The 23,920-nt window shown below is 46.2% G+C and carries 19 protein-coding genes; 13 read left to right on the plus strand and 6 right to left on the minus strand.

What is annotated here, in order from left to right:
* Positions 1–4: 4 nt before the first annotated feature.
* Positions 5–589, plus strand: coding sequence for a 3-isopropylmalate dehydratase small subunit (leuD, locus tag L7D49_RS09590; RefSeq protein WP_238080603.1), 585 nt, complete (start codon positions 5–7; stop codon positions 587–589).
* A gap of 114 nt (positions 590–703) precedes the next feature.
* On the opposite strand, the gene L7D49_RS09595 is transcribed toward leuD, so the two are convergent.
* From L7D49_RS09595 to L7D49_RS09605, 3 genes are all read right to left on the minus strand, one after another.
* Positions 704–1,111 (minus strand): hypothetical protein, encoded by a 408-nt coding sequence (locus L7D49_RS09595; protein ID WP_238080604.1) that lies wholly within the window; start codon positions 1,109–1,111, stop codon positions 704–706.
* Positions 1,112–1,279: 168 nt separating this feature from the next.
* Positions 1,280–1,702 (minus strand): hypothetical protein, encoded by a 423-nt coding sequence (locus tag L7D49_RS09600; protein ID WP_238080605.1) that lies wholly within the window; start codon positions 1,700–1,702, stop codon positions 1,280–1,282.
* Positions 1,703–1,885: 183 nt separating this feature from the next.
* Entirely contained in the window at positions 1,886–2,824 is a 939-nt protein-coding gene (locus L7D49_RS09605) for a hypothetical protein (RefSeq protein ID WP_238080606.1), read from the minus strand.
* Positions 2,825–3,158: 334 nt separating this feature from the next.
* Here L7D49_RS09605 and L7D49_RS09610 point away from each other — a divergent pair, with 334 nt between their 5' ends.
* A complete protein-coding gene (locus L7D49_RS09610; protein ID WP_238080607.1) occupies positions 3,159–5,426 on the plus strand; it encodes an S-layer homology domain-containing protein in 2,268 nt (755 codons plus the stop codon).
* A 57-nt stretch (positions 5,427–5,483) separates the two neighbouring features.
* Here L7D49_RS09610 and L7D49_RS09615 read toward each other — a convergent pair whose 3' ends face one another.
* A complete protein-coding gene (locus L7D49_RS09615) occupies positions 5,484–7,484 on the minus strand; it encodes an S-layer homology domain-containing protein (RefSeq protein ID WP_238080608.1) in 2,001 nt (666 codons plus the stop codon).
* Between the two features lie 284 nt (positions 7,485–7,768).
* Here L7D49_RS09615 and L7D49_RS09620 point away from each other — a divergent pair, with 284 nt between their 5' ends.
* From L7D49_RS09620 to L7D49_RS09630, 3 genes are all read left to right on the plus strand, one after another.
* Positions 7,769–9,232 (plus strand): O-antigen ligase family protein, encoded by a 1,464-nt coding sequence (locus L7D49_RS09620; protein WP_238080609.1) that lies wholly within the window; start codon positions 7,769–7,771, stop codon positions 9,230–9,232.
* A gap of 169 nt (positions 9,233–9,401) precedes the next feature.
* Positions 9,402–11,627 carry an S-layer homology domain-containing protein gene (locus L7D49_RS09625; RefSeq protein ID WP_238080610.1) on the plus strand — a complete coding sequence of 742 codons (2,226 nt, stop codon included), beginning with the start codon at positions 9,402–9,404 and terminating at the stop codon, positions 11,625–11,627.
* A gap of 205 nt (positions 11,628–11,832) precedes the next feature.
* Entirely contained in the window at positions 11,833–12,972 is a 1,140-nt protein-coding gene (locus L7D49_RS09630; RefSeq protein ID WP_238080611.1) for a polysaccharide pyruvyl transferase family protein, read from the plus strand.
* Between the two features lie 211 nt (positions 12,973–13,183).
* Here the strand turns inward: L7D49_RS09630 and L7D49_RS09635 are convergent, their stop codons facing one another.
* The gene (locus tag L7D49_RS09635; RefSeq protein WP_238080612.1) at positions 13,184–13,852 is read right to left on the minus strand and encodes a LytTR family DNA-binding domain-containing protein; all 669 of its coding nucleotides are present in this window, start codon (positions 13,850–13,852) and stop codon (positions 13,184–13,186) included.
* 183 nt (positions 13,853–14,035) lie between these two features.
* On the opposite strand from L7D49_RS09635, the gene aceA reads away from it, so the two are divergent.
* From aceA to L7D49_RS09655, 4 genes are all read left to right on the plus strand, one after another.
* The gene (aceA, locus tag L7D49_RS09640; RefSeq protein ID WP_238080613.1) at positions 14,036–15,319 is read left to right on the plus strand and encodes an isocitrate lyase; all 1,284 of its coding nucleotides are present in this window, start codon (positions 14,036–14,038) and stop codon (positions 15,317–15,319) included.
* A gap of 22 nt (positions 15,320–15,341) precedes the next feature.
* A complete protein-coding gene (gene aceB, locus L7D49_RS09645) occupies positions 15,342–16,949 on the plus strand; it encodes a malate synthase A (RefSeq protein WP_238080614.1) in 1,608 nt (535 codons plus the stop codon).
* Positions 16,950–16,969: 20 nt separating this feature from the next.
* Positions 16,970–17,098: a YhfH family protein gene (locus L7D49_RS09650; protein WP_238080615.1), complete on the plus strand. Its 129-nt coding sequence runs from the start codon at positions 16,970–16,972 to the stop codon at positions 17,096–17,098.
* Positions 17,099–17,293: 195 nt separating this feature from the next.
* Positions 17,294–18,463, plus strand: a complete 1,170-nt coding sequence (locus tag L7D49_RS09655) for a pyridoxal-phosphate-dependent aminotransferase family protein (protein ID WP_238080616.1) — start codon at positions 17,294–17,296, stop codon at positions 18,461–18,463.
* 59 nt (positions 18,464–18,522) lie between these two features.
* Here L7D49_RS09655 and L7D49_RS09660 read toward each other — a convergent pair whose 3' ends face one another.
* Complete coding sequence (locus L7D49_RS09660) at positions 18,523–19,377, minus strand: glycerophosphodiester phosphodiesterase family protein (RefSeq protein WP_238080617.1); 855 nt, start codon at positions 19,375–19,377, stop codon at positions 18,523–18,525.
* Between the two features lie 156 nt (positions 19,378–19,533).
* Between L7D49_RS09660 and L7D49_RS09665 the strand changes: the two genes are divergently transcribed.
* From L7D49_RS09665 to L7D49_RS09680, 4 genes are read left to right on the plus strand one after another with little or no spacing between them, the layout of a single operon-like run.
* A complete protein-coding gene (locus L7D49_RS09665) occupies positions 19,534–20,667 on the plus strand; it encodes an ABC transporter ATP-binding protein (protein WP_238080618.1) in 1,134 nt (377 codons plus the stop codon).
* On the plus strand, positions 20,664–21,560 hold the full coding sequence (locus tag L7D49_RS09670) for a carbohydrate ABC transporter permease (protein ID WP_238080619.1): 897 nt from the start codon (positions 20,664–20,666) through the stop codon (positions 21,558–21,560). The genes L7D49_RS09665 and L7D49_RS09670 overlap by 4 nt, the downstream gene beginning before the upstream one ends.
* Positions 21,557–22,375, plus strand: coding sequence for a carbohydrate ABC transporter permease (locus L7D49_RS09675; protein WP_238080620.1), 819 nt, complete (start codon positions 21,557–21,559; stop codon positions 22,373–22,375). The genes L7D49_RS09670 and L7D49_RS09675 overlap by 4 nt, the downstream gene beginning before the upstream one ends.
* Positions 22,376–22,417: 42 nt before the next feature.
* The gene (locus L7D49_RS09680) at positions 22,418–23,794 is read left to right on the plus strand and encodes an ABC transporter substrate-binding protein (RefSeq protein ID WP_238080621.1); all 1,377 of its coding nucleotides are present in this window, start codon (positions 22,418–22,420) and stop codon (positions 23,792–23,794) included.
* Positions 23,795–23,920: the final 126 nt, after the last annotated feature.

Raw genomic sequence — 23,920 nt, forward strand, 5'->3', positions numbered from 1 at the left:
CATAGTGAAACCGATCAATATCGTGGAAAGCATTATAGTCCCACTGAACCGGAAAAACGTCGATACCGACCAAATCATCTCAAAAGAATTTCTAAAACGGATCGAGCGTACCGGCTTCGGCAAATACCTGTTCTACCATTGGCGCCATCGCCCAGACGGCTCGCGGAATGAAGACTTTGTCTTAAACCAGCCACAATTCGAAAATGCTAAAGTTCTCGTCGCACACGAAAACTTCGGCTGTGGTTCTTCCCGTGAACACGCTCCATGGGCCATCATGGACTACGGTTTCCAAGTCGTCATCGCGCCAAGCTTCGCCGACATTTTCCATAACAACTGCTTTAAAAATGGAATCCTGCCAATCCGGCTCACTGTCGACGAAGTAGAAGAGCTGCTGGCCAAAGGGGAACAATCAACATATGAAGTAAAGGTGAATCTTGAGGAACAAACCGTTGCCGGACAAGACGGCGCAACCTATTCCTTTGAGATTGATCCCTACTACAAACAAATGCTCCTGAATGGCTGGGATGAAATTTCCTTGACCTTCCAATACGAGGAACACATCCAAAACTACGAAAAGCAACATGCGTAAGCAAGGCTGTTCAGCGAAGTTGAGTCGAGCTCAAGCGGAGTCTGAGGGTGAAGAGCAGAGCAGTTTAGCATGGATGAGTTGAGGTTGTTAGTTGAGAGATGACCGTGTATATTGTTACGTATCCTGATTGATGCGGCTGGTGTGCTGGGGGAATCGAGCGGTTCCGGGGAAGATACGAGCGGTAGATTGGGATAATCGAGAGGTTAGCGAGGCGAAACGAGCGGTTATCCTTGGAATCGAGAGGTTGGCAAGGGTAAACGAGTGGTTATCGGCGTAATCGAGCGGTTCACGGAAATATACGAGCGCTTCGGTAAATGAAGTACGTGAACGCCAATAACCCGTGGTGAACGCCAATAAACCGAGTTGAACGCCAATAACTCGAGTTGAACGCCAATAACTCGAGTTGAACGCCAATAACTCGTGGTGAACGCCAATAACTCGTGGTGAACGCCAATAACTCGTAGTGAACGCCAATAACCCGAGTTGAACGCCAATAACCCGTGTTGAACGCCAATAAACCATGGCGAACTCCAGACAAACGCACCTTAGCAATCAAGCGTTCAAGTGGCGGTATGAGTGGTTAACCGATTCATACGAGCTACCAGCTTATAGTAGTGAGGAATCAATCTATTATTTCAGAACCAAACAAAAGAGCCTTCGGCAAATCGAAGGCTCTTTTGTTTGGTCTCCTTATTCCTTGCTTTGCTGCACGAATGATTCGCCATTTTTACGTGCTTGGATATCGATTTTATCTTCGGGGTAGGCTTCTTCTGCTTTATTCAAAAAGGCAGCGGTTACTTGTTCAGCCTGTTCTTTAGTCATATCGTGATCCACTTCGAAGTCGACTAGGACGTAGCCGCCGCTGTCTTCCGTGACAATGAGGCTGACCGAGGAAACACCTTGTACTTCGGAGAATTCCTTTTGCAGAGATTCATCGGATTTGGCTGTGTCTGATTTGTCGACTGCGCCTTGGCTTTCGAGGTTTGTCTGCTTTTCTGCAGGGGTCTCTTGTTGTATCATCTGGTCATCGGTCCGCTGGGCGGCTTCGTTATTGCAAGCTCCGAGAAGTAGGACCGCCCCCATGAATGTGCCGGCTAACACAGTGTTTTTCATCTGAATGACCTCCTAGAAAAGTATAGGTGCCATACTAGCAAAAAAGAGTGCAAGCTTCAAGGCTCACACTCTTTGCGTATTCATTTTTAGACAGTAGCAGTTCGGTTCAAGAAAGACATGCCCACTTGTCGTAAAGGCATATAGAGAAGTTCACTTATTTCTAGGTAAACCTATGTTACTTCATTATCCAATCGTCGCTCTGCGTTCTTCTGCCTTGCGGTTTAATTGATCTAGCAGCACATCATAAGAAGTGTTCACGGTCTGTTCCTTTTCGGAGAACAGGCTGGCGATCCATGCATCTGCGCTAAATTGATGGGCAAACTGCTCGGTTACTTGGGTGGATGCTTCGGAACTTAGAGCCGCAGAAGTATCTGTCGTTTCTTCGGAATGCGTAACTACAGTTTCGGTTGCTGGCTGGACAGTTTTAGAGGCGTTGGATGAGAACGATGATGAGGCCACATTCCGTTCATACGCACCTTTATTAATGGAAGCTGCAATTTTTGCGATGCCCGGACGAAGTTCTTGGACGGCTTCCATGGCAAAAGTCATTTCATTTGGGTGGTCCGCAAAGTATGGATTCTCATACCAATATTGATCTTGAAAGCGCCCTTGCGATGCGGCCAGATCACTATTATAAGGCGAGTTGTACCAGTCGCTGGATGGTTTTGGGATGCCATGCTTTTGTGCCAGTTCCGGGTCCGTTGCGAATGTGATGACATGGGGCACTTCGCCAGGTGCATTTTTGAAATCAGCAATCAGTTCTTCCATTCTTGCTTGCCGGCTTGCAATTTCTTGCTGATCCCCGCTTTGCATTGCTTCTTTCAGTGAGCGGTTTTGAACATCCAGCAAGTTGCCGTAATATAATTTGTTTGGCTTGAATTCGCCGTTGACTTTGTCATACCAGGCGGGATGCTGTTTAGCCTCAAACTGATGATAGGCTGACCAGTCGTTCGTCCGGATGGAGTCCAAAATAAGAGAATTGCGTCCTTGGTTGACTGCCGCCAGCGGATTTGCAGCGGCCGCTTCTTTTCCCCAGACTCTCTTCCAGCCATCTCCTCCTGCTTGGTTCGTATCTCGAATTTGCATGTGGAAATTGCGATCATTCAATGCGGAAATAAACAAATGCCCACCTCATTCATTAGTATTTATGTCATAGATTATAAGTTTCGTCTTTTCTACTAGTATAACGTAATGTGACATCGTTTGACAGGATATTCATAAAACTTTTTCTCTATTTTTCAATTGGATTCTTTAATAAACATCCTGATCAACAACAGTGGCACGAAACAGCAAACCTCCGCACAATATGCTTGCAGAAAAAGACAAATACTCCCTATTTCCACTACAATTAGATAAAGTTTTTCCCTTTTCTTGCGCATAACCAATCAATGGGAGGCCATAATACAGTCGTTTATGTTATCATTATGAAGAGAAATTATCAGGAGGAAGAGAGGATATGCCACGAAGCAATAAATTTAGCAAGATTGTCCAGATTTCTTTTTTATCTATTATATTGATGCTCGTTGGTTGCACTTCGACAGAGGCGGAAAGCCAGCAGGTTGAACAGAGTTTTACCGATATACATAATGATTTCTGGGCTAAGAACGAAGTAACGCAGCTTGTGAATATGGGAATTATTAACGGATATCCGGATAAGCAGTTCCGACCTTCTGTAGAAGTTTCAAGGGGGCAAGCCGCCAATTTGATGACAGGGGCGCTAAAGCTTCCAGAAGCAGCCTACGAACCAATTTTCAAAGATGTTAGTTCCAAGTCCTCGCATTTAAAGGGTGCTATGGCGACCTATAAGGCAGGAATTTTCCTTGGAAAAGAAGATGGAACGTTTGGTGTAGGAGATTCATTGACTCGTGAGCAGATGGCAACGGTCATCACGCGGGCATTCAACTTGCAAGATACTGGAGAAGAAATTCATTTCACTGATGAAAACAGGATCAGCGAATCGCATCGTGAAGGTGTGAAAATCTTAGCGCAGCATGGCATTACGACTGGGAAAGAGGATGGCTCGTTCGATCCGAAAACCCCGGTCAACCGTGCGACGTATGTAGTATTCTTGCATCGGGCCATGGTCAAGACAGGCATGATTAAGGAACAATTGTCCGTGGAATTCAAACCGGCCCAGACGTTTGGTAAGTATGAAACGATCCGGACAGAAAGAAATTTTGCGGAAGTACCGGTTTCGGAGACAGCGAAAACTTACTTGCGTTCCAATCAATATTTACAGTATGCCGGAGAAAAAACGGTGAAGCACCCGCATGCTACCGATAAAGTGTATACGTATAAAATTGGTGGGATACCGTCTGTTGCTGTGACGGTGACAAAGCGGGAGTTGCCGAACGGGGATTACTTCCTATTTACAGAGTTGAAAAACAATCAGCGTCTGCCTATTACAGTGGATCTGATTCAGACGGAGAACGGTGTCACGCGTAGCCTCTTGCATACGTATGACCGTTTCCCAATCAAAAAAGTGACCGATGGCACATTCGGTTTTGATATTACGACGTATCCTACGGGCATTTTTGAGGAAACATCTCCTGAAGGAATAAAATCACAGAAGATGATCGGGAAAGCGTACCAATCTAAAGCGCTGACTAAATCGTATGCAAACGGCTCGGCGAGTCATACGCGAGAACTTCTTAGTGAAACAGAAGCGTTTAGTGGTGTGAAGCTGGGAGATTCCCAACTGTCCGTTTACCACCTGCAGTCAAGAGGCTATGATATTGTAGATCAATGGATCCTCGTATCAAAGGAAGAGCTTTTCTCGACGAAAAAAGAAATGGACGATTGGATGCTTGAGTCGGCCATTAACTACAAGAAGCGGAATAAATGGTATACCGCCCAAGGTCCTTACAATAAGATGGCAACGACCATCGAACCAATGCCGGAATCAGGCAGAGGATACGGCCGTAACCTATTGCTCGTGAAAGAAGATCGGGTTATGGCGAAGTATTTGGATACGAAAGAACGTTATTATGAAAGCTTGCTGTACAATTCATATGCTAACTTAGATGTGTTCCGTGGAAGCTCCACCTACTGGGAAACAGAAGTGACGAGCACGTATTTGAAAGGATTGTTCGGACTGACAGCACCTTTTGTTGACACGAGGTTCAATGAACAAATCGCGCTCTTCCTGTACAATGGAGGAAAGGCATTCGGACATTCCGATTATAATGTTGGATTGAAGAATTACGCGGATCTGTTAGTTTCGCAGCGCAAGAAGGGCAATATCATTTCCGTTGGACCGAATGCGTTTTATATTCCGGATTATTTCCCTTCCAAGCAGAAGGTGAAAACACATACTTCGATGAACCATCAGCTGGGCGGAATGAATATCTTGCTGCTCGCGTATCAAGAATTTAAGGATCCGGTCTATCTTGAGACGGCGAACAGTATTCACGCGGCTCTAGTTAAAGATGTGGATAAATGGATCCGGCCGGATGGCGATATTTGGTATAAAGTATCGCCGGACCATACATTTGTTGGCCGCGACTATACCCATTTGACCTTGGAAGACTTGATTCATTCCTATGAAATGTGGTCTGAAATCGATCCGTCCAAAGTGGCAGTCTTCGAAAAGATGATTCGCTCGAAAGCCGGTTATATGGATCGGAATGAAAAAGGATATACGACCAAAATCAAAAATGGTTTAGAACGAATTGGCATGCCGGAATTATTGCCGGCTGGCACAGAGCACACAGATGCGCTGTAATAATAGAAATAACACAACGCCCAAGCGGACAGCTATCGTCCCTTGGGCGTTGTGTTTTTATTGATTAATTTTCGTAACTAAGTCTGAACGGATCCAGCCATAATCGGAAGGAGGATTTAAATCGGAAATCACTTTGTACCAGACATAGCCGTCACTTCCTGTCGTTTCTTCAACGATGACGAGCGGGTAGCCGAATGCTGCCTCAAATCCTGGGTTTTTCGGCTTGTACGTAAACAATTTTGCACTGGATGTATCAGGGCTTGTCCGTACATTCACGCCTGTCGAGCCGTCATACGTGATTCGGCCAAGCTGGACTTGCTTATAATCCCGTCCGCCGAGGAATTTATCGATCCGCCACATATGGCCGGCGATTTTACTTCCCCAGTTCGGGTCAGACGCATATTTAACATTGAAACCGACTGCCTTGTTTCCAGGTACGGCTCCATTTGCATGTGCGCCGAGCGGGTTGGCATAGTTTAAATTGATGTATCGCGTAACAAACGCATTCACACTGTTATTAGGGCTTGCATAGACTTCGCCGGCTTCCGGCGTTGAATCAAATACTTTTATGCCGAATAAGTTGTTTTTCGTTTGGGCATTTGCACTAATGCCATAATCGCTTTCGTGGATAGCTGCCGCTAAGATGAACATCGCATTCACATTATATGTCTGTTCAACTTCCTTCAAATAGGAGCCAAGACCAATCAGTTTGGATTTTGTGGATAAATCTTTATAACGGGCATGGCCGCTGCTTTCACGTTCACGCAAGGCTTCTGCTATATAAAGATCCAACTCTTCTCCCGTATAGTTGGACGGCTGGCGCACGGATTGAAATTGGAAGTAAGGATAATGCGTAATGACTTGTTTGGATGAAACATTTGTAAAATGCACGCCATCCAGGCTCGTATATTTCCCTGCGCCCATAGCTGAGGAGGCAGGGCCGATGGAGTATGTCCCATAGCTCTTGCTTAAATTGTCGTACGTGTAGTGAGTTAGGATTCCGCTGTTGTCTACTACATAGTAGTCGTATCCAGTCACAAGTTCGGACGGAACGAGATCGACTTCATTTTGTTTCGCGTAGTAAGAGGAACCAGCCACTTCCACGATGACATAATCTGGACCACTGCCGATATATTTCATTTCACGGCCTTTTTGAATATAGGTCACTTCATTGCGCAGCGTCTTATCGCTGTAAAGCGATGTGAGCTGCTTCGGGTTTTGCGAACCGAAAGCCCGGCCAGATTTCATTTTAATGACCTTATTATTTTTTTGGATGGCCTTTATGGACGAAGATGCATTGTAAACAGCCAATGCATCTTCGTATGTTTTATAGAGTGCGATTGTCGGAACAACTTGTCCGTTTGAAATCGAACTTACTTTGTATACTTCCGGATCGACATCAGGCACTTCAGGTTGTCCCGGTTCGCTCGGAGTTTCTGGTTTCAACACTTCGGCTGCGGCATTCATCCGGAAAAGGAAGGCAGCCGCATGTGCGATCGTCGCACTGTTTTGCGGTTTGAAATAAATCCCGTTTTTCTGGTGGTCACCGCGGATAATATTTAAGTTGACCGAAGCGGATACGGCATCTCTGAAATTCGGTGAGATTTTCGCTTGGTCCTTGAACTTCATGTCAATGGTCTGGACAGGCAAGTCCATATAGCGGAATGCTTTGTAGATCATGCCAGCCATTTGCTGTCGAGTAATTTTGTCATTCGGCCTAAATGTGCCATCCGGATATCCGGACAAAATACCAGCGCCAGCAGCATTCTGAATTTCAATTGTCAAACTAGAGTTTGCTTTTAAATCCTTGAATGTATACTTCGTGGAAACCGGCAAGCTCAAAGCGCGGGATAAATACGAGGCGAATTCTCCGCGTGTGACCGCTTTGTTCGGATTGTAGTTTCCTTTGGCATCTGGTTTGATGACACCCTTTTGAATCCAATAATTCAACTCCGATTCCATCTGATGGCCTTTAATATCACTGGCTTGTGCCACATTCATGAAAAGGGAAGAGAACATGAGCAATGTCAATAACGTCAGTGAAACTATTTTTTTCACTCGTAAACCTCCTTCTGTCTAACTATTAATATAGTAACAGAATTCGGAAGCGAGGATAAGGACCAATTTTCGCATGTTCTGCGTTCGGATCTATCATTTGCCTGCGAATATTTATTCAGAAGCCTGTCCATTGGCCCATGTGAGCCTGTTTTGTAAATAAGGAATAATCAATTTTCAAAAATGAAACTAAAGAGCGCACCGCAACGTCGTATTAGATGCTATAATGTCAGAAGGGTTACCACATAATAATTTGGCTATCAGTCGTAGAAAGGGTATTATTTTACATGACCATGATCAAAGATAAAATTAGTGGAAAAGATACTATATACTTTATTGTCTCTTTGGCGGTATTGTTCGTGTCGTTGTTTTTGCCTACATCCATCGCCCTTGTGCTCACATCATTGTTCTTTGCTGCGTTCGCCTTCCTAAGGCCCCAGCAAAGCCTGGTGTTTCTCGTCATTTATGTCAGCATCCGGCCGTTGCTAGTTGAAGTCAACTCAGGCGTAAAGCTGGTCGGCGACTTGATCACCTTTGTCGCATTTCTAAGATTGTTGGTTGCTGCACGCAAAAACCTATTCAGTCTGTTCCATTTCAAAATATTTGAATGGGCGCTATTCCTCCTGCTAATTGCAGGATCGATCAGCGGACTTATGAATGGTGTTCTGACTTCAGCAGTCATTTTCCAAGTTCGTACATTCATTATTATGTATCTTCTGTATTACATCATTTCACGCAGCCGCTTACCGGAAGGATGGCTAAAAAGCCTCGCTTGGGTAACGGTGTGGACAGGCGTTATCTCATCTGTACATGGGTTAATTGAAAAATTGTCCATGCGCCAAATGCTGTTGCCGGATGTTTGGAAGTACAAAATACTGTCTCCAACGAACGCTGTAAGAATTTATGGATTGCCCGGCAATCCGAACTCACTCGCGTTGCTCTTATTTTTCGGTATTTTGGCCGTATTGTTCCTTCAACAATTGTATAAAGGCGAAAAGTACAAATGGTTCTTTAATGTAAATTTGACCTTGTTTTTGGGCGTGTTTATTCTCACCTACTCCCGCGGAACATGGATTTCAGCTTTTATTTTCGGTGTTTTGTTCATTCTAATGACTCGAAACTGGCAAGTATTGAAGCGTCTTGCAATTGCGGGTCTAGCATCGATCATTCTTATCTATTTCCCGGTCAATTGGGGAGTGAAATATTTTGAATCCTTGGGCGTAGAGCCGATTACTTCACATCCAGGAAGCATCGGCAACCGGCTTGGCGAGACATTCGATCAGAAAAACTTGGATCTCATGACGGAAAGCGGACGTTTCTTCTATATTAAAAAGGGATTTGAAATCTTTAACGATTATAAAATTGTCGGTTCCGGTTTTGGCTCCTTCGGCGGCTCAGCTACTCTGTCGTATGGATCGCCGATTTATGACCATTACGGAATCCGTTCGGATATTTATGGCGGCAAATATTTCTATTCCGACAACCAATATATCCAGATCATCACAGAAACAGGTGTAGTTGGCGTCATCCTTTTCGCGGTTTATCTTCTAGGTATGCTCGCTCTTTTCTGGAAGCAACGAAAAACGACGTTTGGGAAATTCATGATCGCCCTTTGGTTTGCGACAGGATTCTCCGGTTTCTACTACAATATTTGGGAATTAAAAATGTACACGATGTTCTATTTCCTTCTGTTCGGGGCCTTTGCCTCCATGACAGATCAATACGTAAAATTCAATTTGAAAGAAAAATAAAGGCATTACGACAACCACCTGGGCGGTTCCCGGGTGGTTTTTTCCTTCTTATGGATTATGGCAATTTACCATGAGCTCTGGTAAGCTGTAGATTGATTCATAGAAAGGAAGGTGTCGACTTATCAAGTATTCTAGCGTTTCGGTACGAAATATCGGAAAAAAAGTCGCGATGACAGTTGCAGCTGTCTCTCTTATACTCACAGTCCCGGCAGGAGCTTCGGCCAGCACATCAGCGGTTGAAAGCTATCCCGTTTCTTCAGGTGTCACGTACACACATAACACCCATGGAGGAGCAAACCACGTAAACCATTTGCAAGTGAATTTAAACGACCCTTACACAAAGTTGTCAGTCGGACTCCCGTCTCCATTGGCGAAGACGGATGCCACTACGACACTAGCCAATCGTGATTCACGAGACGGCAACCGTGTAGTCGGTGCAGTAAATGCCTCGTTTTTTGATATGAAATCAGGATTGCCTCTTTATTTAATATCCCAAGGCAATGAAATCATCAACGGTGGAGCCATTTCCAGCTCACCAGATTATTATGTCAGCCAGCCGATCGCTTTTGGTGTTATGAAGGATGGACGAGCTGAAATTGATCATTTCAACTTCAATGTTTCCATTAATCACGGTGGGACAAACTATAAAATGACAGGCTTAAACCGGGAACGGCAAGCCGGTGAAACTATTGTCTTCACTCCTCAAAACCTATCGAAAAATACAAATTCCAATGAATTTGGCATTGAGATTGTTGTAGATACAGGTTCACCAATTACTTCTACATACTACGGTCAGCAATTAACTGGTAATGTCGTGAAAGTTAGGGATTACGGTTCTAAGGAAAAAGTCGAAATCCCTTCAACTGGTTTTGTCATTTCAGCACACGGTGAAAAAGCATTAGAACGGTTAAAAGGAATTAAGCAAGGCGATAGCGTTTCTCTTTCTATTACAATTGATGATAAATGGAAAGATTCAGAGTTCATGCTTGCGAGCGGGCCGATGCTGCTTAAGGACGGCAAGCCGAATATTACAATGAACACTAACAACTGGCGTGCAAAAGCGACGACAGCACGGACGGCCATTGCTATCAGCAAGGACAAAAAACAAGTTCATCTTGTCACAGTCGATAGCCGGAGTGGCTACAGCAGCGGCATGACATTGACGCAGTTCGCCAATTACTTGGCGGCACAAGGTTATGACCGGGCACTTAATTTTGACGGCGGCGGATCCACAACGATGGGAATCCGCAAACATGGCAGCAACACAGTCGTGCTTGGCAACCGCACGACTAATTCCAGTCAGCGGAAAGTATCAGCTATCGTGGAAGCAATCAGCACTGCACCAGTCAGCGAACCTGGCATCATCAGCGTCTCAAGAGGACAAGTTGGTGAGGTGTTAGTTGGAGCAACAGTGCCACTTACGTTGAATTATGTGTTGGATGCCTACTACAATCCATTGAAAGCAGATCCTTCTCAAATCGAAGTCACATCAGATAAAGGGAAATTGACAGGAGCCGGCATGGGCTATACAGCTCTTGAAGCGGGCGATGACCGTGTCAACGTCAAGTACGGCGCGGCAACCCAGTCATTCCCGGTCAAGGTGGTAGATGCACCGGCTAAGCTGACCATTTCTCCGAGCACAACGAAGGTGGATCCTGGTTCGACGGTTTCATTCAAAGTCAATGCGACCGATGCCCAAGGCAAACCGATCGTCTATTCGCCGGAGCAGGTTCAATGGGGTGTTACAGGCAACATTGGAACGATTAGCAGTTCAGGCGTATTCAAGGCATCTTCTGTACCAGGCAGCGGTAAAGTGACCGCGTCACTCGGTACGAAGACTGTATCTGTTTCGATTGACCTGTCTGACGGTACACCGGCATTTAAAGATATTCCTGCAGATTATGCATATTATACTGAAATCCGTTACTTGAAAGACAACGGATATATTAAAGGAGATATCGATGGCAAGTTTAATCCTGGCCAAACGCTATCTCGTGAGCATGCGGCTGTCATACTGAGCCGGGTGTTCAATCTGGACACAACACAGGCAGGAGCACAGAAGTTCTCAGATGTTCCTTCGACGCACCGCTACTACAATGAAATTAATGCAATCGCAAGTGCGGGTCTTGTCGGCGGAAGCAACGGCAAGTTCGATCCTTCTGGCCAATTAACGCGCGCTCAGATGGCTGCGATTCTCGTAAAAGCTTATGAGCTGAAAGGCGAGTCGGGAAAGAAATTCAAGGATGTGCCGTCAACTCATTGGGCATATAAGCAAATTCACATCTTAGCCAACCATGGCATTACAACAGGAAATGAGCAAGGGAAGTTTGAACCGAATAAACCGGTCAACCGTGCCCAGTTCAGCGCATTTCTATATCGCAGCATGACGAAATAAGTTTTGCGGACCGTCCTTCTTCGGAAGGGCGGTTTTTACGCTTTAACGAACTTTCATAGAATGAGGGAAATCAATATAGAGACATACCAACCGCCTCCTTAATAAAATTCTTCAAAGCACGCTAGGCCAGGCGTACCGTGTCACGTTTTCATGAAAACGGCAACCATGTTATAATGAAAGCATTAAGGATAAAGGAAGTTTGCTAATGAGAATTGGAATTGTAGGAAATTACGGAAACGATAATAACGGAGACGAGGCAATCCTGCTCAGTTTGATTAAGCAGGTTACTTCGACATTCTCCATTGAGAGCAACCAGATTACAGTATTCAGCAATAACCCCAAGCAGACGGCGACACGTTATGGCGTGGAGAGTTTTCCGCTTTATTATAAAAAAGGGAACGCAGCCAAAACGTTTTTCGCTACGTATCAAAACAATAAACGGATCGTTCGCACGTTTGATCTTCTGATTATCGGCGGGGGCGGCATTCTGATGGATTTGTACAAGCGGGAGGCGCCGCTCTATGGTTCTTACGCTATGATGGCAAAGAATTCGAATGTGCCTTATGTCATTTACGGCTGTGGAGCAGGTCCGCTAAACACGGGCCTTGGCAAATGGTTCATCCGCTATATGTGCAAACATGCTGAGAGCGTATCCGTACGAGATCCGGAGTCGGCTCAGCTGCTTCAAACGGTTGGCGTTACAAAGCCTGTTGATGTTATCGGCGATCCAGCCTTCTCCTTGCGCAAGGAACATGTGGAAAAGTCGGATGCTCCATCTCAAATTGGCGTGACGGCAGTCCCGTATTATAATGCGGATTATTGGCCGGAAGGGAATCCAGCCATCTATCAGGATTATGTAGACGGCATGGCGAAAAACCTGGACGAGCTGGCAGAACAGTTCAACGTGCAGATTAATTTCTTCGCGACGAAATTTCCGCAGGATGCCAACGTGACGAAGGACATTCAGGCGCAGATGAAACATGCGGATAAGACGACCGTGCTTGATGAGAATCTATTGCCTGAACGGATTCTGGAAATGACGGAGAAGCAGGACATTGTCATTGGAACGAGGTTGCATTCGCTCATTTTGGCAACTTGCACAGAAACACCGATCATGGCGATTTCATATCACCATAAAGTGAACGACTTCATGAAGTTGGCGGAACTGGATCGGTATGCATTCCCAATCAATGACATTCATCAGAATTCGCATTTGTTTGCCGAAGCTTTCAAGCGGATGGCTGACAACTGGCCGGCTACATTAGAGGAAACGGAGCGACTGTCCGAACAGCTCTATGAGGAGTCGATGAAAGGTACGCGCCAATTTATTGATGCTATCAAATAATATGTAAGTGACTATGACCACCATCCAATTGGTGGTCATTTTTTTGCATAATCACATTAATGTTTCAAGAAATTTGATGGTTGTATGCGGGCAATAAACGTAGCTTTGCTTTTTATTTTCCCTATATAAGGAAAGCAGTCTTGTCAGGCAATTATAAGGTGAACAAAGCCGCTTTGGGTGTCTTCCCAAGCGGCTATTTTTATGGAGGAAGTTATAAATTAAAGGCGGCCCGCACTTCATTTATATAAGACTGGCTAATCGGCAGCTCACTGCCATCGTTCATTGTCAAAACAAGGCCGGAAGAAATATCTTTGGAGATCTTTTGGACGGCGGTCAAATTGACGATATACGAACGATGGACACGGAGAAACGTGTCGGGCAATTTGGGTGTCAGTTCTTTCAGTGTCATGTTCGTGCTGAAAGTTTCCCCATTGGAATAAAACCATGTCTTCTTCTGAAGGCTTTCGATATGGGTCACCTGCTCCACTGGAATGGGATACCAATCGTCATGCTGTTTCCCCGTTAATATACGAATGGGTTCTTCTATATGAACAGCAGGGGGGAGAATGACGAGCAACGCACCCCGTTCTCCGTGGACAGGAACAGGGTAGCCGACGCCGTAAAATAATACACCTGATGGTGACTGTTCCATTCGTTCCATCTTCTTTCCTGTTTGACACACTGCATCTGCGATACTATGCTTCACAACCGCTTCTCCAACTGTCAGTTTCACATCATAGGTGCCTTGCGAATAGTGAATGTATTTCCCGCCCACAGCAATGGCGAGTGATGCACCGTTCGGCACCCAATCTTCCAGCACGCTTGTATAGTGAGCCAGCGAATCATCTCCGTGTTTCTGCTTCTCCAACGTCAATTCCATCCCTCTTTCTGCTCTTGCTGTTTTCATTCATCGTCTAAAATTGTCCTTTTATCCTGAAAAATACGGAACTTATCCAAATGTCCAGACAATATGAATCTTCTGTTATATAGTAATGTATAACATAAATTACTGTTATGGAACAGTAAGAAAGTAGGAAATATCGAAAGGAGAGGAAATGTGAATATGGGAACAAGAAAAGAGCAAATTGCACAGTTGGAAAAGGATTGGGGACAGAACGACAGGTGGGAAGGAATTGAGCGGGGCTACACAGCAGAGGATGTCTTTACATTACGCGGTTCGGTGTTGATCGAGCACACATTGGCACAAAGAGGAGCGGAGCGGTTATGGAAATCAATTCATGAAGAAGAGTATGTCAATGCACTCGGCGCACTGACAGGTAATCAAGCTGTCCAGCAAGTGAAGGCCGGCCTACAAGCAATCTATCTAAGTGGTTGGCAAGTGGCAGCGGATGCCAATCTCGCCGGTCATATGTATCCCGATCAGAGCTTATATCCGGTCAACAGTGTGCCGAATGTTGTCAAGCGCATCAATCAAGCGTTGCAGCGGGCAGATCAGATTGACGCCGCGGAAGGTCGTGATGACGGGTTTGATTGGTTCGCGCCGATTGTAGCGGATGCAGAAGCCGGTTTTGGCGGCCCGTTGAATGTGTTCGAGTTGATGAAAGCGATGATTGAAGCTGGAGCTGCGGGCGTTCATTTCGAAGATCAGCTTGCTTCGGAGAAAAAATGCGGCCATCTAGGTGGGAAAGTGCTGCTCCCAACGCAAAATGCGGTTCGCAATTTGATTGCTGCGAGATTGGCGGCGGATGTTATGGGTGTACCGACTGTCATTATTGCCCGGACGGATGCGGATGCTGCCGACTTGATCACGAGTGATATCGATGTAAGAGATCATGAATTCATTACAGGAGAACGGACGCCGGAAGGATTTTACCGAACGAGAGCGGGTATGGACCAGGCGATTGCAAGGGGGCTCGCCTATGCGCCGTATGCGGATCTCATCTGGTGTGAAACGTCGACTCCGGACCTGGCAGAAGCGAAACGCTTTGCAGATGCCATTCATGAGCAATTCCCAGAAAAGCTGCTAGCGTACAACTGCTCCCCATCGTTCAACTGGAAATCCAATTTGGATGACGAGACAATAGCCAGTTTTCAGAGAGAACTCGGCAAGATGGGCTACAAGTTCCAATTCGTGACGTTGGCGGGCTTCCACTCTTTGAACCATAGCATGTTTGAATTGGCACACGGATACAAACAGCGGGGCATGGCCGCCTATTCGGAGCTGCAGCAGGCGGAGTTTGCAAATGAATCCAAAGGGTACACAGCGACTCGGCACCAGCGGGAAGTCGGCACGGGCTATTTCGATGAAGTGGCGCAAGTCATTTCAGGCGGAACTTCTTCGACAACTGCGATGAAGGGATCGACGGAACAAGCGCAGTTTGTCTAATGAAACAATAAAATAGGAAAGGATGAGACCTCTGACTACTCAGCAGACTCGCTTTACGATAGACATACTTGGTGAAATTACGGCAGGAACGGAAGAAATATTAACGCCGGAAGCATTAGAATTCCTTTATGCGTTACATTCGGAATTTAACGAAAGACGAAAGGCTTTATTGGAAGAACGCCAACATAGGCAGAAACGGCTTGATCAAGGTGAACGGCTCGGTTTCCTGGAAGAGACACGGTCAATCAGGGAAGGGGATTGGACGGTTGCGCCAATTCCTTCTGATCTTCAAGACCGCAGAGTGGAAATTACGGGACCTGTCGACCGAAAAATGATTATTAATGCCATGAATTGCGGGGCCAAAGCTTTCATGGCCGATTTTGAGGATGCGACATCCCCGACATGGACGAATGTCATCGACGGCCAGGTCAATTTGAAAGATGCGGTAAGGCGCACCATCTCTTATGAACATCCGATCAGCGGCAAAAAGTATGCATTGAATGAGGAAACAGCAGTGCTTATCGTGCGGACGCGTGGTTTGCACTTGGAGGAAAAGCATGTCGTCATAGAAGGGGAACGGATTGCTGGTGCATTTTTCGACTTCGGTCTTTATTTTTTTCATAATGCAAAGGAATTGATACAGAGGGGTACCGGACCATATTTTTATTTGCCGAAACTGGAAAGCCATCTGGAAGCACGCTTATGGAATGACCTATTTGTCTTTGCACAGGAAAAACTCGGCATCCCTCAAGGAACTATTCGGGCCACTGTTTTAATCGAAACAATTACAGCCGCCTTTGAAATGGATGAGATTCTTTATGAGTTGAGGGAACATGCTACGGGGCTTAATTGCGGCAGATGGGATTATATTTTCAGTTTCGTAAAACGGCTTCGTAACCATCCGGATATCATCTTGCCGGACCGGAACCAAGTGACAATGACATCGCCTTTCATGCGCGCCTATTCCCAGCTTTGCATTCAAACATGCCACCGAAGGAACGCTTTTGCGATGGGAGGCATGGCAGCCCAGATTCCGATCCGTGACAATGCCACTGCGAACGAGGATGCGTTCCGGAAGGTGAGCGAGGACAAAAAGCGGGAAGTGCTGGAAGGACATGATGGAACCTGGGTTGCGCATCCTGGTCTTGTTGCAGTCGCAATGGCAGAGTTCAATGAACAGATGAAAACGCCAAATCAGCTTCATCGCAAAAGGGAGGATGTTCAAGTGACGGCTGACGATTTGCTGCAACCCCCGCAAGGTTCGATTACCGAGGAAGGCTTGCGGATGAATTGCAGCGTCGGCGTTCAATATATCGCTTCCTGGCTCGTCGGGCAGGGGGCTGCGCCAATCAACCACCTCATGGAAGATGCAGCTACCGCGGAAATATCACGGTCCCAAGTATGGCAATGGATCCGCCATCCGAAAGGCGTATTGGCCGATGGACGAAACATTACAACTGACCTGTTCAAAACCATGTTAGAAGAAGAAATGAAGAAAATTGCTACCGAAGCTGGAGAGCGCCGATACAAGCTAGGCAGATTTCAAGAAGCCGGTGAGCTCTTTCAATCGATGGTTTTACAAGATGATTTCGTGGAGTTTTTAACTCTGCCTGGATATGAAAAAATATGAAACTAGCGGAGGTGACGAAAATGGGTAAGACGTGCAACGAACAAGTGAAAACGAAGAAATATTGCCAGGAATGCGGCTGTGAAATCGTGGAGAAAGTCGAGTCCTTGCTTTATGAATGCGAGCGCTGCATTGGAAAACATACAGAATAGAACGGAGGGCGGCTTCATCCAATGGATCAAGCCGCTTTTTCTCTTAACAGGAAGGCGGACAAAAGTAGATAGAAACCACGATTTACCGGACGTTTCATGTAATTTCGACAAGTCTGGCGGTGAATAAAAGGAGTTTCACGGCTATATCACGAATAATAGGGTTGGAAGCAGTGATTTAGATTAGGGGGATGAAAAATGAAGAATGAAGAAATGTTATTGATCCCGGGACCGACGCCGGTCGTCGATTCCATTTATGATGCAATGGCGTCGGAGACAAGAGGTCATACGGATCCACGGTTTGTCGCGATCTATAAACAGGCCATTGAACAAACGCGTGAATTGTTCAAAACGGATGGTGAAGTGTTCGTCATTTCAGGTTCCGGAACGGTCGCGATGGAAATGGCGCTCGTCAACACGGTCGCAGCAGGAGAGCGGTTGCTGATCATCAGTCATGGATACTTTGGTGACCGGTTCATCAAGCTGGCGGAAGCGTTTGGAATTGAAATTGATGTGCTGCAAGCCGAATGGGGACAGCAAATAGCGGTTGAGGAAGTGGAAAAGAAACTCGCTGAGCATACATACAAGGCGGTCACGGTGACCCATGCGGATACGTCGACAGGTGTCGCTGCTGACTTGGATCGCCTCGTCCCGCTCATTAAGGAACATGGCGCTCTTGTCATTGTGGATGGCGTTTGTGCAACAGCCGCTATGGAAGAAGATATGAGCAAGGAATACGGCAGTGCTGGCCATAAAATAGACATTGTCCTGACGGGCTCCCAAAAAGCGATCGGTGTTCCGCCTGGCCTTGCTATTGTCGCATTCAATCAAACGGCACTAGAGGCAAGAGAAGCAATCGGCCGTGTACCTGCGTATTATTGCGATATTTACAATTGGATGCCGATCATGCAAAATCCGGCCAATTATTTCGCGACACCACCTGTCAATCTCATTTACGCATACGAGGAAGGGATGAAACTCGTCCTAGCTGAAGGAATGGACAAACGGATTGCACGCCACACCGCGTTTGGCCGGGCCGTCCGCACCGCGTTGCGTGAATACGGCATGACACCGCTCGCTTCGGAAGAGGTTGCGGCTTCTACATTAAGCTGCATCCTTTACCCGGAAGGCGTAAATGATGCCGAATTCCGTGCAGCTCTTGCAAAGAAAGGCATCATCGTTGCCGGGGCATTGGCGCATTTGGCGGGTAAAGCGTTCCGAATCGGGCATATGGGTAACACGACAGAAGAAATGCTTGCTGGTGCCGTCCGTGCGATCGGTGAAGTGCTTCAGGAGATGGGCCATGCGGTCGATATCGACAAGGCAGTCAACCAATTTACTGGTCTTGTTTCGGTCGATGTTCAATAAAGTAAGTAACCAAAACGCCAGGGTGCTATACGCCTGGCGTTTTGCTTGTTCTATACAAGTTACCGTTCCTCTTGTTTCACTTCGACACCAATATCCGGCCGGTCTGTGAAGATCCCATCAGCGCCCCATTCAATCATTTGACGTATCTCTTCCTTTTCATTAACCGTATAAGGATGGACATCTAGTCCGTGCTGATGGAATTGATCGATCAATTCCTTTGACACGGCATCCTGGTTGATTCCAATGCCGGATGCATATTTCGTTAACTTCCTGAAGTCAGATTCATTGAAGGAAGGGGGCTTATCAAAGGAATACAATTGAATCAACGGGATGTTCGGTTCCAATTTGTGTATTCGCTGCAAGCTTTTTCGGTCGAACGACTGCAATATGATCCACGGCGTATTCTGCTTGCCATCAAGGCTGTCGAAGCTTTTTAACTGGGCAATCAAGTCTTCCTCCATTCCGGGATAATCATCAGGAGATTTCAGTTCGATGTAGTAATTGGCATCACTTCCGAACCGTTCCAACACTTCCTGTAAGCTGACGAGCCCTTCCTTCTCTCCCTGCAAGCCTTGCGAAACGGGCTTCCTTGGTCCCGGACTTTCATCATGCAAAGCCTTCAGTTCCTCAAAGGTTAAATCCGCTACAGGGATTTCTTTTTGTTGATTAACGATAAACCGATCATGCATGACGACGAGCTGACCATCCTTTGTTTGGTGAAGATCGAGTTCCAAATAGTCGGCCTGCATTTCGTATGCGAGATCATATGCGGCAATCGTATGCTCAGGTGCATAAGCGGAGGCTCCCCGATGCGCGATGATCAGGAAATTGTCCTCAGGCAAGGGAGAAGGCTCAGCAGTTTGTTCGCAACCGATAAGAAATATGAGAAGAATGAACAGAAAAATCTTTTTCATGAGATATCCACCCCTGGGAATATATTAATCTAACATCGATTAAAAGAAAAATCTAAAAAAGCAGGAAAAACTAAATCTTTTATCGAAATATGTCTATTAGGTTTTTGAAAGTCTTTCAAGTTAGCAATGACAAGGTGTCGGAAAGGAATTTGATTCATGAAAAAAGTAGAACTGATCAATGTATCAAAATCATACGACAAGCAAGTGGACGTTATTTCCAATATAAACGTCACGATCGAGCCGGGCGAGTTTTTTGTTTTGGTCGGCCCATCCGGCTGCGGAAAAAGTACGATGCTTCGGATGATAGCAGGACTGGAGGACATAACGGGTGGTACATTGAAAATTGGGGAACAGGTTGCCAATCACTTATCTCCGGATAAACGGGATTTGTCTATGGTGTTCCAAAACTATGCCCTCTATCCCCATTTGACTGTCCAACAGAACATTACGTTTGGCCTCGATGTCAAACGCATGAAGAAGGATGAGCAGAAAAGAAAGGCAGAAGAAGTGGCGCAATTGCTTGGTTTGACAGAGTACCTTGGCAGGAAACCGAGGGAACTGTCGGGCGGGCAGCGCCAACGTGTGGCATTGGCTCGGGCGATTGTGAGCGAAACGCCAATTTGCCTTATGGATGAGCCACTTTCTAACTTGGACGCCAAGCTGCGGGCGCATATGCGGTCCGAAATCAGAAGGATACAGCGCTCTCTTGGCATCACGATGATCTATGTAACGCATGATCAGGTGGAAGCGATGACGATGGGCGATCGGATTATGATTTTGCATGAAGGGAAAATCCAGCAAATCGGAAAACCGATTGAGATTTATAACCATCCTGCGAATCCGTTCGTCGCGACTTTTATTGGTTCCCCGCCGATGAACCTGGCGGAAGCCGAGCTGGATGAGCTAAATTCGCAGTTACTCATTGGAAATGACCTGAAACTGCCATTGCCAGAAGGGGATTATTCGGAACTATCGAAGCGTCTGTTGACGGTAGGCGTGCGTCCAGAAAATTTGCATCCCGTTACAGTGGAGACAGCAGCTGGTTCCTCATTTGAAGTCACTGTTACGAATGTGGAAGTACTCGGGAACGAGACGATCTTTTCATTCCAAGTGGGCGCTTCGGAATGGATGGCGAAGTGGACCGGCCAGTGGCATATCAATATCGGGGATCGACTGCCGATACAAATGGATTTTGCTACATTATCCATTTTTGACCGGGAGGATGGCCAGCTTCTTAAGAAGACGATCGACCAAAGCCATCATGTCACGCAGCACGAGGTGGGCAAATGAATACGGCAGGATCCTTATGGCGGCGTTCCATTAATGGACGAACGGCGCTGCTCTATTTATTGCCGTCCATCATCCTGTTTTCGGTTTTCGTTTTTTATCCGATGTTCCGGACGATTTATCTCAGTTTCTTCCTGACAGACCAAGCTGGGAATGCCGCCATCAATGTCGGTATTGAAAACTATCAATATTTGTTGGGATCATCAGAGTTCCAGAACAGCATGAAAGCAACAGTACTTTTTGTTCTTTATACGGTTCCGATCGGCGTTATCCTTGCACTGTTCTTTGCCTTGCTGGCGAATGAAAAGCTCAAGGGAATCGGCTTTTTCCGGACGATGTATTCATCAACGATGGGCGTATCTGTGGCTGCCTCTTCCGTCATCTGGTTGTTCATGTTTAACCCGAGTATCGGAATGTTCAACCGGCTGCTGCATTCGATCGGCCTGCCGCAAATTCAATGGCTGCTCGATCCAGAGTGGGCGCTCCTCTCGGTTTCCATGTCGACGATCTGGATGAATATTGGCTTTTCATTCCTCATCTTGCTTGGCGGCCTGCAAAATATTGATGAACATTTGTATGAGAGTGCACGAATTGATGGAGCAGGCTATTTTTACAGATTGCGGCGCATTACTTTGCCGATGCTGTCGCCGACATTATTTTTTATTATTACCATTTCGCTGATCAATGCGTTTCAAACGTTCGGCCAGATTGATATTTTAACGAAAGGCGGGCCCTCTCAATCGACGAATCTGATCGTCTACTCCATCTACAGGGAAGCCTTTATTAATTATCAATTCGGCACGGCGAGTGCGCAGGCGGTCATTTTGTTCGTCATCATTTTGATTGTGACCATTTTGCAGTTTAAGTTAGGGGAGAGGAAGGTGCATTATCAATGAAAACAAGCCTTCCTGCGAAAATATGGATGTATTTTTTGCTGATCGTCACTTCATTGCTCGTCTTTTTCCCGGTCCTTTACGCATTTATGATTTCATTCATGACAGGGCCTGAGATTATCCAGGGACGATTCATCCCAAGGTCGCTCAGTTTAGAGAACTATGTAAAAGTGTTCGAACGGCTGCCGTTACTCGGCTACTTATTGAACAGCTTTATCGTTTCAATCAGCGTCATGCTGGGCCAGCTCGTCGTTTGCAGCTTGGCGGCGTATGCATTCGTGTTTTTCAAATTTAAAGGGCGGGATTTCATCTTCTTTTTATTCATTTCCACGATGATGATCCCTTGGGAAGCGACGATGATCCCGAATGTATTCACGATGAGGAAGCTCGATTGGTTCAATACCTACCAAGGGCTGACACTTCCATTCTTCGCCTTGGCATTCGGGACGTTCTTGCTCCGGCAGCATTTCCTGACAATACCGAAGGAGCTCCACGAAGCATCACAGATTGCGGGCTTGAGCCGTTTTAAGTTTTTCTGGAAGGTAGTTCTTCCGATTTCGAAGACCAGTCTCGTCACACTCGGGGCCTATGGGTTCCTGACGACCTGGAATATGTACTTGTGGCCGCTGCTCATTACGACCAATCAGTCTGTCCGTACGGTGCAGATCGGGCTCAAGCAATTGCAGTCCCAAGAAATCGCGACCGAATGGGGGGTGGTCATGGCAGGCGTCATTGTTGTTATCATTCCGACGCTATTATTGCTCTTTATCGGACAAAAGCAATTGCAGAAAGGTTTGTCGCAAGGCGCTCTAAAATGAAGCTAGTAGTTGGCGAATAAAAAAAAGGGGTGTTGGCAGGAAATGAAAAAGTTTGGGAAAAGTCCATTTCTATGGCTGCTTATAGTAGCGATGGCCATCTTGACGGCCTGTACGAACAGTGACAGCAATACGAATAGTGAATCCTCCACTGATGGTGAAAAGGGAGCAACGAAAGAACCGGCGAAGACAGAGGAGGGCAAAGTGTCCATCGAGTTCTGGCATGCGATGTCAGGAACAGGCCAGGAGTCGATTGACGCCATCGTAAAAGGCTTTAACGAATCGCAGGATAAATATGAAGTAAAAGCAGAATATCAAGGTACCTATGAAGAATCATTGACGAAGCTGCGCAGTGTCGGCGGAACGAAAGATGCGCCGGCCATTACACAAGTCTTTGAAGTAGGAACGAAGTATATGATTGACAGCGGATATATCGAGCCGATGCAATCGTTCATCGACAAGGACAATTATGATTTGTCCCAGCTTGAAGAAAACATTTTGAATTATTATCGCGTGGATGGGGATCTGTATTCCATGCCATTCAACTCTTCTACGCCTGTCATGATTTATAACAAAGATGCGTTCGAGAAAGCTGGACTTGACCCGGAAAAGGCGCCTGAAACGTTTTCTGAAGTGATGGCAGCAGCAGAAAAATTGACGAAGGATGACATGAAGGGCTTCTCCATGCTGACATACGGCTGGTTCTTCGAGCAGCTCGTGGCCACACAAGGCGGCCTTTATGTGAATGAAAACAACGGACGCACTGGAGACGCTACTGAAGCGGTCTTCAATGGACCGGAGGGAAGAAATGTTTTTGATTTCCTCGATAAGATGAACAAAGCAGGAACATTCGGCAACTTCGGAACGAACTGGGATGATATCCGTGCAGCGTTTGCAACAGAAAAAGTAGCCATGTACATGGATTCTTCTGCCGGTGTTGCCGGTGCCATCGCGAATGCGCCATTCGAAGTCGGTGTCGCCTATATTCCACATGCAGACGAAGTGAAGCGCAATGGAGTGGTCATCGGCGGTGCTTCCCTCTGGATGTCGAAAGGAATTGCCGAAGAGGAGCAGGAAGCTGCTTGGGAATTCATGAAATACTTAACGACACCAGAAGTGCAGGCAAAGTGGCACCTCGACACAGGTTATTTCGCCATCAACCCGAAAGCTTATGACGAGGAGAATGTCAAAGCGAAGTGGGCGGAATATCCACAATTCAAAGTGACCGTCGACCAGCTGCAAGATACGGTTCCTGGTTATGCAACACAAGGTGCACTGATCTCGGTATTCCCGGAATCCAGACAGCAGATCGTCACGGCACTCGAAGAACTATATCAAGGAAAAGACCCGCAGGAAGTGCTTGATAAAGCAGTAGAAGGTACAAATCGGGCAATGGAAATCGCGAATAAAACAAAGAAATAAAATTTGAAGCGCCTTCGCCTATACCAGGTGAAGGTGCTTTTGTAATTCATTTGTAAATAGAGGAATATGTCTACGAATCTTTCAAATGCTATGATATAGTAATAGATGAACTGACCACTTTTGGTT

Origin of the sequence: Sporosarcina cyprini (assembly GCF_022048975.1) — a bacterium.
Taxonomy (GTDB): domain Bacteria; phylum Bacillota; class Bacilli; order Bacillales_A; family Planococcaceae; genus Sporosarcina; species Sporosarcina cyprini.